The sequence below is a fragment of the Flavobacterium sp. genome (assembly GCF_044361015.1).
In the GTDB taxonomy this organism is placed as follows: domain Bacteria; phylum Bacteroidota; class Bacteroidia; order Flavobacteriales; family Flavobacteriaceae; genus Flavobacterium.
The window spans coordinates 96,532-109,007 of record NZ_JBIKJL010000001.1; the positions used below are offsets into that span (position 1 = coordinate 96,532).

A 12,476-nucleotide genomic window follows, 5' to 3' on the forward strand; every position below is an offset into this window, starting at 1 on the left:
AAATATCCTTATGATAGCAAGTGTTTTTAGTAAATCAAGACCATTTAATTACATTTTAATTACTAGTTTGTTGGTTTTTTGCTATTTCATTTATCAAATCAAGCATGTAATTAGTACAGATGATTCATCTTTGACGCTTTTTGATGTTCTTCAAAAAGGGACAGTTTTACTTTTATTAACTGCTTCATTATTCATTACGAATTTTATCACAAAGCGAAATGGATTGAGCAAAGACAATAGTTATTCATTTTTATTTTACTTTGCTTTCTTACTATTCATTCCTTCAGTTTTCAACAAAATAAATTTAATTCTGGCCTCTTTTTTTATTTTATTGGCATTACGTAGATTAATTTCTATGAAATCGTTAATTACGCCTAAAGAAAAAATATTTGATGCCTCATTATGGATATTTATAGCGACACTTTTTCATTTTTGGAGTATTTTATTTATTGTGATTGTTTTTGCCTCTATTATTTTTCACGTTTCCAGTGATTATAGAAATTGGATTTTACCTTTTATTGCTTTTTTTACTGTTGGGGTACTGTTTTTATTTTTTTCGTTACTAATTGATAAGGAATGGATAAGTATTGTTTGGAAACAAATAGATTTAAACTTTGATTTTCATTATTTTAGTAATTCTGTCGAAAATCTGGCTTTGATACTTTTCATTATTTTTTCATTATTTTTTCTATTTGCGATGCTACTTACTCTGTCGAGAAGACCTTTAATTTTACATGCATCTTATAAAAAAATAATTTTTAGCTTATTAATCAGCCTATTAATTTATGTTTTTTCACCCGTAAAAAATAATGATTTGCTTATTTTCAGTATTTTACCTCTTTCCATTTTAGCTACAGCCTATCTTGAATTTATAAGAGATTCAATGTTAAAGGAAATTATTACAAGTAGTATTGTAATCACGGGATTATTACTGTTTATGTTTCAATTATAATTTAACCCCATAGGCTAAATCACCGGCATCGCCTAAACCTGGCACGATATAGTTTTTTTCATTTAATTTATCATCTAAAGCAGCTACCCACAAATGGCAATTAGCAGGTAGATTTTTTTCTAAATAAGCTATTCCTTCAGGTGCAGCAATCACTACTGCAATATGAATTTCTTTTGGATTTTGGTCTAAATGTAGTTTGTTTAAAACCGCAACAATTGATTGTCCGGTGGCTAACATAGGGTCAATTAAAATCAAGGTTTTGTTTTCAAACGAGGGAGCAGCTTGGTATTCCACCAAAATATCAAAATAATCATCGTTCTTAGGATGGTGGCGATAGGCTGATACAAATCCGTTTTCAGCATTGTCAAAAATATTCATGAAACCGGTATGCAACGCCAAACCAGCCCTTAAAATAGAACATAAAACAACATGATCTTCTAAAGCACTTGTTTTTTTAATACCAAGTGGCGTTTGTACTTCAATTTTTTTGTACGGCAGTGTTTTGCTCAATTCATACGCCATGATTTCACCGATGCGTTCTATATTATTACGAAATCGCATACTGTCTTTTTGTACTGTAACATCACGAATCTGTGCCAAAAAATGATTGAGAATACTGTTTTGTTCGGAGATATAATGAAGATGCATAAACCTTATGTATTGGAATTAGTTTGATAAAGGTATAAAAAGTATATTTGTATTTTAAATTACAGACGTATGTTTTCACAAATAGCCTTTTCCGTTTTTGAACAAAGTATTGCTGATTATCACATTCATGACAGTGTGGATCAAGCTGTTAATAATCCGTATCCTAAGGATAAAATCGAACATTTGTTGTATGCTAAAAATTGGGTGGATACCGTTCAATGGCATTACGAAGATATTATTCGCGATCCGCAAATTGATCCGGTAGCTGCTTTGGTTTTAAAAAGAAAAATCGATGCTTCCAATCAAGTTCGTACGGATATGGTGGAATATATTGATAGCTATTTTCTTCAAAAATATAGCGGAGTAACAGTAAAAGCGGATGCAAAAATCAACACTGAAAGTCCGGCTTGGGCAATTGATCGTTTGTCGATTTTGGCTTTGAAAATTTATCATATGAATGAAGAAGCTAATCGAACAGAAGCTTCCGTTGAACATAGAGCCAAATGTCAAGAGAAATTAAATGTTCTATTGGACCAAAAAAGCGACATGTTTTCCTCAATTGATCAATTGTTGAAAGACATTGAAAGTGGCGATAAATTCATGAAAGTTTACAAACAAATGAAAATGTACAACGACGATGAATTAAATCCTGTGTTGTATCAAAATAAGAAGTAATTTTTTTTGAACCTTTAAGAGATTAAGAAAAGTTAAGCATATAAACTTAATGAACCTTTATTTCTTAATGGTTTTTAATTTCTAAAAATCATTAATTGTCTCAAAATCCACAACATATCGCCGTAATCAGACTCTCTGCAATGGGCGATGTTGCGATGACAGTTCCTGTTATACGAGCATTTGTAAAACAATTTCCTCAAGTAAAACTCACGGTAGTTTCCCGACCGTTTTTTAAACCTTTTTTTGACGGAATTCCGAATGTTGTTTTTTTTGCGGTTGATGTAAAAGAACGCCACAAAGGATTTTTCGGATTACTTCGATTATTTTCGGATTTAAAAAAATTAGATATTGATGCAGTCGCCGATTTACATAACGTTTTACGTTCTAAAGTTGTCCGAAACTTATTCGCTTTAAGCGGAAAAATAGTAGCTTTTACAGACAAAGGCAGAGCAGAAAAAAAGGCTTTAACAAGTTTGACAAATAAAGTCTTTAAACCCTTAAAACCAATGGTGGAAAGACATGTGGAAACTTTTCAAAAACTCGGATTTTCATTTGATTTAACCAATTTTCAATTTCCAGACAAAGCCGTTTTATCAGAAGAAATTAAAACAATCACTGGAAATAAAACTCAAAATTGGATTGGAATTGCTCCATTTGCTCAATATGAAAGCAAAGTGTATCCAATCGATTTAATGCAACAAGTGATTGATGCACTGACCCAAAATAATGCAATTAAAATTTTCCTTTTTGGTGGAGGAAACGAAGAAATTCAGAAATTAAATCAGCTTCAAAATAATCATTCAAACGTAATTGTCTTAGCCGGAAAATTAAAATTCAACCAAGAACTAGATGTGATTTCTAATTTAGATGTTATGCTTTCTATGGATTCAGGAAATGCACACATTGCTGCAATGTTGGATGTAAAAGTCATCACACTTTGGGGAGCCACACATCCATTTGCAGGATTTGCACCTTTCAATCAGCCGTTGGAAAACTGCATAACCGCTGACAGAAAGAAATATCCGCTTTTACCAACATCAATCTATGGAAATAAAAAAGTGGAAGGTTATGAAGATGTGATGCGAAGTATTTCACCGGAAAAAGTAGTGTTCAGTGTTCAGTCGCAGTTGGGAGTTTAGTTTTCAGTCGCAGTCACAGTTTTCAGTGACAGTTTATTGATTTACAAGTAAATTTTATTGTCTTTGCACATTTCCAAAATAAATGATTTTAAATTGGAAACAGCTTCTGCATAGTTTGGAGCTTCAAAACCAAACCGTTCGTGTTCCAATTGTTCTTTTTCCATCGCATTGCAACCTTTGATTACTTCGCGAATCATATCCAATAAAATCAGTTCTTTGTTATTGGTTTTTTCAAATTTGAAATCCACCAATTCATCTTCCAAACGCTCGCAATAGTCAATAAGTTCTTGTACTTCCGGTTCATCCAAAAGGTCTTGAGCTTTTTTAAATATTTCCAGTTTGTTTTTCATAGTCAATGACAATAACAATGGCAAAAATCAATTTCATCAAACAACTTTCAACCCCTAACCCGCAACCTTCAACTCGCAATTATTTAAACATCATCATAATCCACAACTATCTCACTAGAGGTTGGATGTGCTTGACAAGTTAAAATTAATCCGTCGGCAATTTCTTTATCAGTTAAAATCGTGTTCTTTTTCATTTCGGCAGAACCGTTAGTAATTCGTGCCAAACAGCTGCTACAAATACCTCCCTGACAAGAATAGGGAGCGTCCAATCCTTGTTTTAAAGCCGCTTCTAACACGTTTTGCTTTTGCGACATTTCAAAGGAAGTTTCATCACCGTCTAACAAAATGGTGATTTTAGTATGACCTTCTAACGATTTGCTAAGGGTGTTTTCAGCAGAAGAAGCCGAAAACAATTCGAATTTTATATCTTTTTCTTTGACATTATTTTCTTTTAACACGTGGCTTACGGTAGTAATCATTTCTTCCGGGCCACATAAATAGAACTTGTCAAATTCTTTTTCTTTATGTTTGTTTTTCAATACAAAGTTTGCCGTCGATTTTTCAATTCTTCCAAATGATTGGTCATCTGCTTTTTGTTGACTGAAGATATAATGCACAAAAAACCGGCCCACATATTTTAACTGCAAATCATGCAATTGTTTATAAAAAATCGTTTCATCGGCTGATTTATTTCCATAAACCAATACAAATGTGCTATTAGGTTCTTTTTGTAAAACCGTTTGAAGAATGGACATGACGGGTGTAATTCCACTTCCGGCAACAAAAGCTGCGTAGTTTTTTTGTCGGGATGCATCCGGTTCAAAAGTAAATTTTCCTTCGGGAGTGCCCACTTCAATCACTTTCCCAACAGTTAATTGTTCGTTGGCAAACTTTGAAAAATAGCCGTTTTTGATTGCTTTTACCGCTATTCGTAACTCGCCACTTTCCGGAGTGGAACAAATGGAATAGGCTCGGCGAATTTCAGTGCCGTCTAAAGTCAGTTTTAAATTAAGGTATTGTCCGGCAATAAATTGATAGTTTGCTTGAATTTCAGCAGGAACATGAAAAAGGATGGAAACAGCTTCCGGTGTTTCGCGTTTAATTTCTTTAACAGATAATTTAAAAAAAGTTGACATGGTAATTTTTTTTGCAAAGTTACGAATCTGAAAGATTTTGATTGAGTTTGAAAACTATTTTTTCAGCTTTGTAGTAACAAAAAAGATTTTAGACTACTAACTTTATAATTCATAAAACTCAACTTGTTTATGGTGAAACATTTTATCAGTCTCGAATGGAAATCATTTTTAAGATCGGCCTCTTTTCAAACTAATTTGGCAATAAAAATATTGATGCTTTTTGGAGCTCTGTATTTTATAGTGGTTTTTTCGATTTTAGGTGCAGGCTCTTATTTTATCATTGAAGATACGATGAAAACTGAACCTTTTGCAGTAATCAATCGATTCCTTATCTATTATTTTGTGTTTGATATAGTATTCCGCTTTTTTTTACAAAAAACTCCGGTTATGAATATTAAACCGTTGTTGTATATCAATATTAAAAAAGATGCAATTGTCAATTATACGTTAGGGAAAACAGTTTTGTCTTTTTTCAATATCATGCATTTGTTTTTCTTTGTGCCACTTTCCATCGTTTTATTAATTGAAAACTTTGAAGTTCTTGGCGTACTATCTTGGTTTTTCGGAATGATGCTCATTGTTTTGTTAATCAATTTTCTAAACATTCTGATTGACAAAAAAGACGTGATGTTTTATTCGTTTGTAGCTTTGTTTGCCGGTTTAGGAGCTTTGCAATATTTTGAACTATATGATGTAACCATTTATACACAATTGTTTTTTAAAGGCTTGTATGAAAGGCCATGGTTGATAGTTGTTCCTATTATAGCTTTAATTGGCGTTTATAAAATCACACACAGTTTCTTTAAAAGCAATTTGTACCTTGATGCCGGTTTATCTTCCAAACATGAAATTGCCACCACTCAAAATTTTGAATGGTTGGATCAATTTGGTACTTTGGGAACGTTTCTAAAAAACGATATCCGATTAATTACGCGAAACAAACGCGTGCGAATGGTTATTATCATGAGTGTCATGTTCCTTTTTTACGGATTAATTTTTATGACAGGAGCTATTGAAGCGTATGACGGTCCTTTTTCAATGATTTTTGGAGCCATTTTTGTGTCGGGCGGATTTTTATTCAACTTCGGGCAATTTGTACCAAGTTGGGATAGTTCGTACTACAATTTAATGATGAGTCAGAACATCAAATACCGCGATTATTTAAGCTCTAAATGGTGGTTAATGGTTATTGTTACAATTGTAGCAACCGTTTTGGCTTCGTTCTATTTATTTTTTGGTTGGAAAGTTTATCTGGCGGTAATTGCAGTAGCTTTCTATAATGTTGGAATCAATGCCTACATTGTGCTTTTAGCGGGAGCTTTTACCCGAACGCCTATTGATTTAACAAGTAATAAGAACGCTTTTGGCGATAAAAAAGCATTTAATTTTAAAACCTTTTTGCTGATTATTCCTCAAATTATCTTACCTGTTGCTTTGTACTTTGTCGGGAATTATTTTTTTAGTGATTTAGTTGGATTTGCATTTGTGGCAGGAGCGGGAATAGCCGGTTTTGCTTTAAAAGGCAAAGTGTTCAACATGATTGAAAACATCTATCAAAAGCAGAAATACGAAACCATTGCAGCGTATAAGCAAAAAAATTAATTAGTTCCATAATATAAAGATATAGCCATGATAAAAGTTCAAAACCTTACGAAATCCTACAACGGTGTAACCGTCTTAAACATTGATTATCTTGAAATTCCAAAAGGCGAAAGTTTTGGATTAGTAGGAAATAACGGAGCCGGAAAAACCACTTTTTTCAGTTTGTTGTTAGATTTGATTCAACCCTCCACTGGTTTAATAACCAGTAATTCCATCCAAGTTCATACCAGTGAACAGTGGAAACCGTTTACATCCGCTTTTATTGACGAAAGCTTTTTAATCGGTTATTTAACACCCGAAGAATATTTTTATTTCATTGGTGAATTGAGAGGTTGGAACAAAGCGGATGTGGATGCTTTTTTATTGAAATATGAGGATTTCTTTAATGGTGAAATTTTACAAAATAAAAAATATTTAAGAGACTTATCCAAAGGGAATTCCAAAAAAGTGGGAATAGTAGCAGCTTTAATTGGCGAACCGGAAGTCATTATTTTAGACGAGCCTTTTGCTAATTTAGATCCAACAACGCAAATTCGTTTGAAAAAAATTATCAAAGAATTGGCAGATGATAAAACGGTAACGGTCTTAGTTTCCAGTCACGACTTGCAACACACAGTTGAGGTTTCCAACAGAATCGTAGCTCTTCAAAAAGGAGAAATTGTAAAAGATTTAATTCCTTCTTCAGAAACGTTGAAAGAGTTAGAAGCATTTTTTGCGGCTTAAATAGACAATAAACAGGGACGTTCTTTCTTTTAATTTAGTCAGGAAGAACGTTTCTAAACAAAAAAACCGCAATATTTTTCTCTATTACAAAAAGAAACGTATTTTTACCCTTGCGATATACTAAAAACAGTACTTTTTAGTTATGCCATTAAACGTTTTTATTTTGAAATCCTCTATCTTTAGATATATTTTTGCTTCTTTTTTATTAGTCTTTCTGATTGCTTGTTCTACCAGAAAAGATAAATTAGTGAATCGAAAATTTCAGGCACTTAATACAGAATTTAATGTATTATATAACGGTAATTTAGCTTTAGAGGCTGGGTTAAAAGATATTATAACCAATTATAATGATAATTATTGGGAAATACTTCCAATTGAAAGAATGCAAGTTGCTGAGGAAGAAATTCTTCCGGGGGAAAATAAAAATGCAAATTTCGAAAGAGCCGAAGATAAGGCTACAAAAGCAATTCAAAAACGGTCAATGCTTATTGAAGGAAGCGAAAAAAACCCTCAAATGGATGAAGCATATTTGCTCTTGGGAAAATCACGATATTACGACCAGCGTTTTATCCCAGCATTAGAAGCATTCAATTATATTTTATATAAAAATCCGGATAGTGATAAAATTTATGAAGCTAAGATTTGGCGTGAAAAAACCAATGTTCGTTTGGAAAATGATGCTTTAGCCGTTAATAACCTTACAAAATTATTAAACGAAATTAAATTTAAAGACCAGATTTTTGCAGATGCAAATGCGACCCTTTCACAAGCCTATCTTAATTTAGAACAAAAAGACAGTGCCATTTCTAAATTAAAACAAGCCTTAAATTTTACTAAAAAAGACGAAGAAAAAGCTCGTTATCGCTTTATTTTAGGTCAGTTATTTGAATCTATAAACGAAAAAGACAGTGCTTTCGCCGCCTATCAGTCCGTTATCGATATGAAGCGAAAATCTCCAAGACAATATATTGTTCATGCTCAAATTAAACAGGCTCAACAGTTTGATTTCACTAAAGGAGACACGTTAGCCTTCATGACTGAGTATAATAAATTGATTGATGATCGCGAAAACAGACCTTATTTAGATTTTTTATTTCACCAAAAAGCGTTGTTTTATCACAAACAAGATAATGTTAAGGAAGCAGTTTTTAACTATAACAATTCTTTGGATTATCAAACAAGTGATAAATATATGATGGCTTCAAACTATCGAAATATTGCTGAAATATATTTTTACAAAGCTGAATATCAAACTTCCGGAAAATATTATGACAGTACTTTGGTGTTGCTCAATCAAAGAACAAGAGAGTTCAAAGCAATCCGAAAAAAGAGAGATAATTTAGAAGATGTAATTAAATATGAAGGAATTGCTCAACGAAATGACAGCATTTTAAATATTGCATCATTATCAGATGCTGATAAAATTGCTTTTTATGAAGATTACATCAATAAAATCAAAAAAGAAGATGAGTTTGCTGCAGAAGCAGCAAAAAATCTAAGAGAAGTAAGTGAAGATGAATCAAAATCAGGAAATTCTCAAAACCAAAATCAACTCGGAATAAAAAATAAAGCCAGTTTAGGACAAGCAAATCCTAAATCATCCACTTTTTATTTTTACAACCAGAGTTCCATAGATTTTGGAAAAAAAGAATTTATTAAAAACTGGGGAAAAAGATCATCAGAGGGAAATTGGAGACTTTCTAATAAAAAACAAACTATTTCAACAGAAGAGGAAGAGGAAGTTGTTGAAAATATAAAAGAAGAAAAAATTGTTGACGAAAAAGATAACTTAAGGTATTCACCTGAATTTTATATTGGACAATTGCCTAGTTCAAAAAAGGAATTAGATAGCATCGCGAAAGAGAGAAACTATGCCTATTATCAATTGGGAGTAATCTATAAAGAAAAATTTAAAGAATATCAATTAGCTGCTGATCGATTAGAAATTTTATTGAAAAGCAAACCTGAAGATCGATTGGTGTTGCCGGCATTGTATAGTTTATATAAAATATACGAAATCATTGATCCTGCAAAAGCCTTGACGATTAAAGAGAACATCATCACTCAATTCCCGGATTCTAGGTATGCTCAAATTTTAAGTAAATCGGGTACATCAGCAGAAAATCTAATTGACGACCCGGAGATTGTTTATAAGAACTTGTTTAAAGTATATGAAGATAGAGATTACAGACAAGTTATTGTAAGCGTAGAACCGGCTATTGAGAAATTCACCGGAGAAGAAACCTTGCCTAAATTTGAATTGCTTAAAGCAAATGTAATAGGGAAAATTAAGGGGGTTTTTGAATACAGAAAAGCTTTAAATTATGTGTCTTTAACTTATCCAAATTCTGAAGAAGGAAAAGAAGCTGAATTACTGCTTTCAGATAATATCCCTTATTTAGAAAGTCTGTATTTTGATCAGGCTGAACCAACCAGTTATAAAGTGCTTTATCATGCAGATAATTTAGAGGATAAAAAGACGAAGGTTTTAATTGAAAAAGTAACTAAATTTATTAAAGAAAGAAACCAAACTCAGTTAACTACCTCAATAGATTTGTATACTATGGACAAAAATTTCTTTGTGATTCATGGTTTGCGAGATGAAGAGTATGCTAAAGGCGTTGCGTCAATCTTGAAAGAGTTTAAAGATTATAAAATTTCAGAAAAAGCTATTATAATTTCCTCTGAAAATTATAAAATTGTTCAAATCAGAAAAAATTTAGAAGAATATTTGAACCCTGATTTAAGAGTTGTTCCGCCGCCATATGTTGCCAAGCCAAAACAACCAAAGCAAACAGAAGTGAAACAGGAAATTGTTATTCCAAATAAAAACCAGAAAAAGCCAGCACAAACTCAAAGCACTAATAATATGCAGCCTCCTTCCGGTATAGACGATCCAAAATCTACTCCAAAAGGAAATACAAGGCAAGATCCTGAATCACAAATGATGCCTCCTTCTCCTAATAATCCAAAAAAAGGGTAACCATGAACATGTTTAAAAAAGATTCAAAATCATATACCGATTTACTTGGGAAAACAAACCGAATAGTTGAAAGTACCATTATTAAAGGAGATATTTCTTCCTCAGCTGATTTTAGATTGGATGGTCATTTAGTTGGCAATTTTCAATCAAAAGGAAAATTAGTTATTGGCCCCGCCGGAAGCGTTAAAGGCGATATTATTTGTAAAAATGCCGATATTGAAGGTAAGTTTGACGGAAAAATACAGGTTACAGAAATTTTAAGTATTAAATCAAAAGCCAGTATCCACGGTGAGGTTATTTGCGGAAAATTGGCCGTAGAACCTGGTGCTGAGTTTAGTGCTACCTGCGTGATGAAACCTAATGTAAAATCACTACTACCTCAAAATGATTCCGGAACCGAAGAAAAAACCGCTTAATAAGTGGCTGCAACTCATCAATATTCCCATCCAAATGGGTGTGGTGATTTTTCTTTTTGCATACCTCGGACAGTTTTTAGATGAAAAATATGGGAATGTAAAAGACTCAAACACCAAAATTTTTACGATGATTGGCGTTTTTTTAGCTTTATATAACGTCTATCGTCAAGTGAACCAACTAAGCAAAGAAAAATGATAAGCATAAAAAAATTGTGGGACATTTATAAATACCTACTTGTTGTAGTTCCAATTTTTATCATACACATTATTATTTTTCAAGAATCAACGTTGAAGGATGCCGCTCAAGATTTTTATTACTCTATTCCATTTTTATATTTTATATATATTGTCTTCTCAAAAATTATTCTTTTTGTGATTATTAAAGTTTCCGAAAAGAATTTTGATTCTACCGGAATGACATTCTTGGTTTGTACATCAATAAAAATGGCAGTTTCCTATTTTATACTTCGTCCTATTTTAAATTCTTCTAGTGAAAACACCATTGAGAAAGTTAACTTTTTTGCCGTTTTCATTCTATTTTTAGCAATTGAAACACTAATCACCATACGATTATTGAACAAAAATCAGTAAACACACTTTTAAGTTGCATTTTAATCAATTTTTTTTTTCAATACACTTGCATAATAAAGAAAAAATGTACCTTTGCACCAAATTTTAGGAACCCAACTATTTAAGTTAAAAAACAATATGGTGATTTCAAAAAAACCACTTCATTTTATAGTTGCCTTGCTGGTATCGGTTTTACCGTTGGTAGCGGCTGCAAATAATCCGGATTCTACTGCTGTTCAAACAGTTGCTGTTACTGCTGAAGAGAAAGATTTAACTCATGAAGAACAAGGAGAAAAAGAAAGAGCGGAGTTTATTCAACATCACTTGCTGGATTCACATGAATTTCATTTGTTTTCTTACGGTAAACAAAGTGGAGAAGAAAAGCACATTGGATTTCCATTACCTGTGATTTTATGGGATAATGGTTTACAAGTATTCATGTCTTCTAAATTCCATCATGGAGAAAGTGTTGCAGAAAGTGATGGAAACTATTATAAATTGTATCACGAAAAGATATACAAAACGGATAGTACCGGAACCTTAAATATGGATGAGCATAATCATCCGAGCAATGTTAAACCATTAGATTTATCTATTACCAAAAATATATTTATGGTTTTAGTTGCCTCTTTCTTAATGTTTTGGCTATTTGTTAGTTTAGGAAAATCGTATAAAAAGAATAATGGTATTGCTACTGGTGTAGGACGTTTCTTTGAACCGATTATCTTATTTATAAGAGATGATATCGCTATTCCTAATATAGGAGAGAAACACTATAAGAAATATATGAGTTATTTGCTTACAGTATTTTTCTTTATTTGGTTTCTAAATATGTTCGGATTAACCCCTCTTGGTGTTAATGTAACTAATAATATCGCCATTACAGCAGCCTTGGCTATTTTAACATATATTATTACAACTATAACAGCTAACAAAAATTATTGGGGCCACATCTTCTGGATGCCGGGAGTTCCTGTTCTAATGAAAATTATTTTAGCACCAATTGAATTATTGGGAACTCTAATAAAGCCTTTCTCTTTAACAGTTCGTCTATATGCAAATATGTTAGCTGGACACGTTGTTTTAATGAGCATCATAGCTATGATGTATACGTTTAACAATATGATAGGAAGTAGTTTATCATTTGTTTTAGCATTTGCATTATCGATTTTAGAAATTTTAGTTGCCGGATTACAGGCATATATTTTCACAATGTTAACAGCACTTTATTTTGGTGCTGCTAAAGAGGAACATCATCACGAGGATGCTCATCATTAATAAC

General features: G+C 32.3%; 13 protein-coding genes. 10 read left to right on the plus strand and 3 right to left on the minus strand.

Annotation, left to right across the window (positions count from 1 at the left end; all coding sequences use genetic code 11):
* Nucleotides 1-10 precede the first annotated feature (10 nt).
* The gene (locus tag ACIQ2Z_RS00445) at nucleotides 11-952 is read left to right on the plus strand and encodes a hypothetical protein (protein ID WP_396182210.1); all 942 of its coding nucleotides are present in this window, start codon (nucleotides 11-13) and stop codon (nucleotides 950-952) included.
* On the opposite strand, the gene upp is transcribed toward ACIQ2Z_RS00445, so the two are convergent.
* Nucleotides 947-1,600, minus strand: a complete 654-nt coding sequence (upp, locus tag ACIQ2Z_RS00450; RefSeq protein WP_396182211.1) for a uracil phosphoribosyltransferase — start codon at nucleotides 1,598-1,600, stop codon at nucleotides 947-949. The two genes, ACIQ2Z_RS00445 and upp, sit on opposite strands and share 6 nt — an antisense overlap.
* A 69-nt stretch (nucleotides 1,601-1,669) precedes the next feature.
* Between upp and ACIQ2Z_RS00455 the strand changes: the two genes are divergently transcribed.
* Nucleotides 1,670-2,275: a DUF4254 domain-containing protein gene (locus ACIQ2Z_RS00455; RefSeq protein ID WP_396173772.1), complete on the plus strand. Its 606-nt coding sequence runs from the start codon at nucleotides 1,670-1,672 to the stop codon at nucleotides 2,273-2,275.
* Nucleotides 2,276-2,415: 140 nt separating this feature from the next.
* Nucleotides 2,416-3,414 (plus strand): glycosyltransferase family 9 protein, encoded by a 999-nt coding sequence (locus ACIQ2Z_RS00460; protein ID WP_396182313.1) that lies wholly within the window; start codon nucleotides 2,416-2,418, stop codon nucleotides 3,412-3,414.
* A gap of 41 nt (nucleotides 3,415-3,455) precedes the next feature.
* Here ACIQ2Z_RS00460 and ACIQ2Z_RS00465 read toward each other — a convergent pair whose 3' ends face one another.
* Nucleotides 3,456-3,764 (minus strand): hypothetical protein, encoded by a 309-nt coding sequence (locus ACIQ2Z_RS00465; RefSeq protein WP_396182212.1) that lies wholly within the window; start codon nucleotides 3,762-3,764, stop codon nucleotides 3,456-3,458.
* Between the two features lie 83 nt (nucleotides 3,765-3,847).
* Nucleotides 3,848-4,900 (minus strand): 2Fe-2S iron-sulfur cluster-binding protein, encoded by a 1,053-nt coding sequence (locus ACIQ2Z_RS00470; protein WP_396182213.1) that lies wholly within the window; start codon nucleotides 4,898-4,900, stop codon nucleotides 3,848-3,850.
* Between the two features lie 129 nt (nucleotides 4,901-5,029).
* Between ACIQ2Z_RS00470 and ACIQ2Z_RS00475 the strand changes: the two genes are divergently transcribed.
* The 7 genes from ACIQ2Z_RS00475 (at nucleotide 5,030) to atpB (ending at nucleotide 12,472) form a co-directional block, all read left to right on the plus strand.
* The gene (locus ACIQ2Z_RS00475) at nucleotides 5,030-6,502 is read left to right on the plus strand and encodes a DUF5687 family protein (RefSeq protein WP_396182214.1); all 1,473 of its coding nucleotides are present in this window, start codon (nucleotides 5,030-5,032) and stop codon (nucleotides 6,500-6,502) included.
* A gap of 27 nt (nucleotides 6,503-6,529) precedes the next feature.
* On the plus strand, nucleotides 6,530-7,225 hold the full coding sequence (locus ACIQ2Z_RS00480; protein WP_396182215.1) for an ABC transporter ATP-binding protein: 696 nt from the start codon (nucleotides 6,530-6,532) through the stop codon (nucleotides 7,223-7,225).
* Between the two features lie 142 nt (nucleotides 7,226-7,367).
* Nucleotides 7,368-10,208, plus strand: coding sequence for a gliding motility protein (locus ACIQ2Z_RS00485; protein ID WP_396182216.1), 2,841 nt, complete (start codon nucleotides 7,368-7,370; stop codon nucleotides 10,206-10,208).
* 8 nt (nucleotides 10,209-10,216) lie between these two features.
* Complete coding sequence (locus ACIQ2Z_RS00490) at nucleotides 10,217-10,624, plus strand: polymer-forming cytoskeletal protein (RefSeq protein ID WP_290861120.1); 408 nt, start codon at nucleotides 10,217-10,219, stop codon at nucleotides 10,622-10,624.
* Complete coding sequence (locus tag ACIQ2Z_RS00495; RefSeq protein ID WP_396182217.1) at nucleotides 10,593-10,820, plus strand: AtpZ/AtpI family protein; 228 nt, start codon at nucleotides 10,593-10,595, stop codon at nucleotides 10,818-10,820. Before ACIQ2Z_RS00490 ends, ACIQ2Z_RS00495 begins: the two co-directional genes overlap by 32 nt.
* Complete coding sequence (locus ACIQ2Z_RS00500) at nucleotides 10,817-11,215, plus strand: hypothetical protein (protein WP_396182218.1); 399 nt, start codon at nucleotides 10,817-10,819, stop codon at nucleotides 11,213-11,215. The genes ACIQ2Z_RS00495 and ACIQ2Z_RS00500 overlap by 4 nt, the downstream gene beginning before the upstream one ends.
* A 117-nt stretch (nucleotides 11,216-11,332) precedes the next feature.
* Entirely contained in the window at nucleotides 11,333-12,472 is a 1,140-nt protein-coding gene (gene atpB / locus ACIQ2Z_RS00505; RefSeq protein ID WP_396182314.1) for a F0F1 ATP synthase subunit A, read from the plus strand.
* Nucleotides 12,473-12,476 lie beyond the last annotated feature (4 nt).

Excerpts from the sequence above, each read along its gene's own strand:
- ACIQ2Z_RS00445 (WP_396182210.1), top strand. The coding sequence starts at position 11 with ATGATAGCAAGTGTTTTTAGTAAATCAAGACCATTTAATTACATTTTA.
- upp (WP_396182211.1), bottom strand. The coding sequence starts at position 1,600 with ATGCATCTTCATTATATCTCCGAACAAAACAGTATTCTCAATCATTTT.
- ACIQ2Z_RS00455 (WP_396173772.1), top strand. The coding sequence starts at position 1,670 with ATGTTTTCACAAATAGCCTTTTCCGTTTTTGAACAAAGTATTGCTGAT.
- ACIQ2Z_RS00460 (WP_396182313.1), top strand. The coding sequence starts at position 2,416 with ATGGGCGATGTTGCGATGACAGTTCCTGTTATACGAGCATTTGTAAAA.
- ACIQ2Z_RS00465 (WP_396182212.1), bottom strand. The coding sequence starts at position 3,764 with ATGAAAAACAAACTGGAAATATTTAAAAAAGCTCAAGACCTTTTGGAT.
- ACIQ2Z_RS00470 (WP_396182213.1), bottom strand. The coding sequence starts at position 4,900 with ATGTCAACTTTTTTTAAATTATCTGTTAAAGAAATTAAACGCGAAACA.
- ACIQ2Z_RS00475 (WP_396182214.1), top strand. The coding sequence starts at position 5,030 with ATGGTGAAACATTTTATCAGTCTCGAATGGAAATCATTTTTAAGATCG.
- ACIQ2Z_RS00480 (WP_396182215.1), top strand. The coding sequence starts at position 6,530 with ATGATAAAAGTTCAAAACCTTACGAAATCCTACAACGGTGTAACCGTC.
- ACIQ2Z_RS00485 (WP_396182216.1), top strand. The coding sequence starts at position 7,368 with ATGCCATTAAACGTTTTTATTTTGAAATCCTCTATCTTTAGATATATT.
- ACIQ2Z_RS00490 (WP_290861120.1), top strand. The coding sequence starts at position 10,217 with ATGTTTAAAAAAGATTCAAAATCATATACCGATTTACTTGGGAAAACA.
- ACIQ2Z_RS00495 (WP_396182217.1), top strand. The coding sequence starts at position 10,593 with ATGATTCCGGAACCGAAGAAAAAACCGCTTAATAAGTGGCTGCAACTC.
- ACIQ2Z_RS00500 (WP_396182218.1), top strand. The coding sequence starts at position 10,817 with ATGATAAGCATAAAAAAATTGTGGGACATTTATAAATACCTACTTGTT.
- atpB (WP_396182314.1), top strand. The coding sequence starts at position 11,333 with ATGGTGATTTCAAAAAAACCACTTCATTTTATAGTTGCCTTGCTGGTA.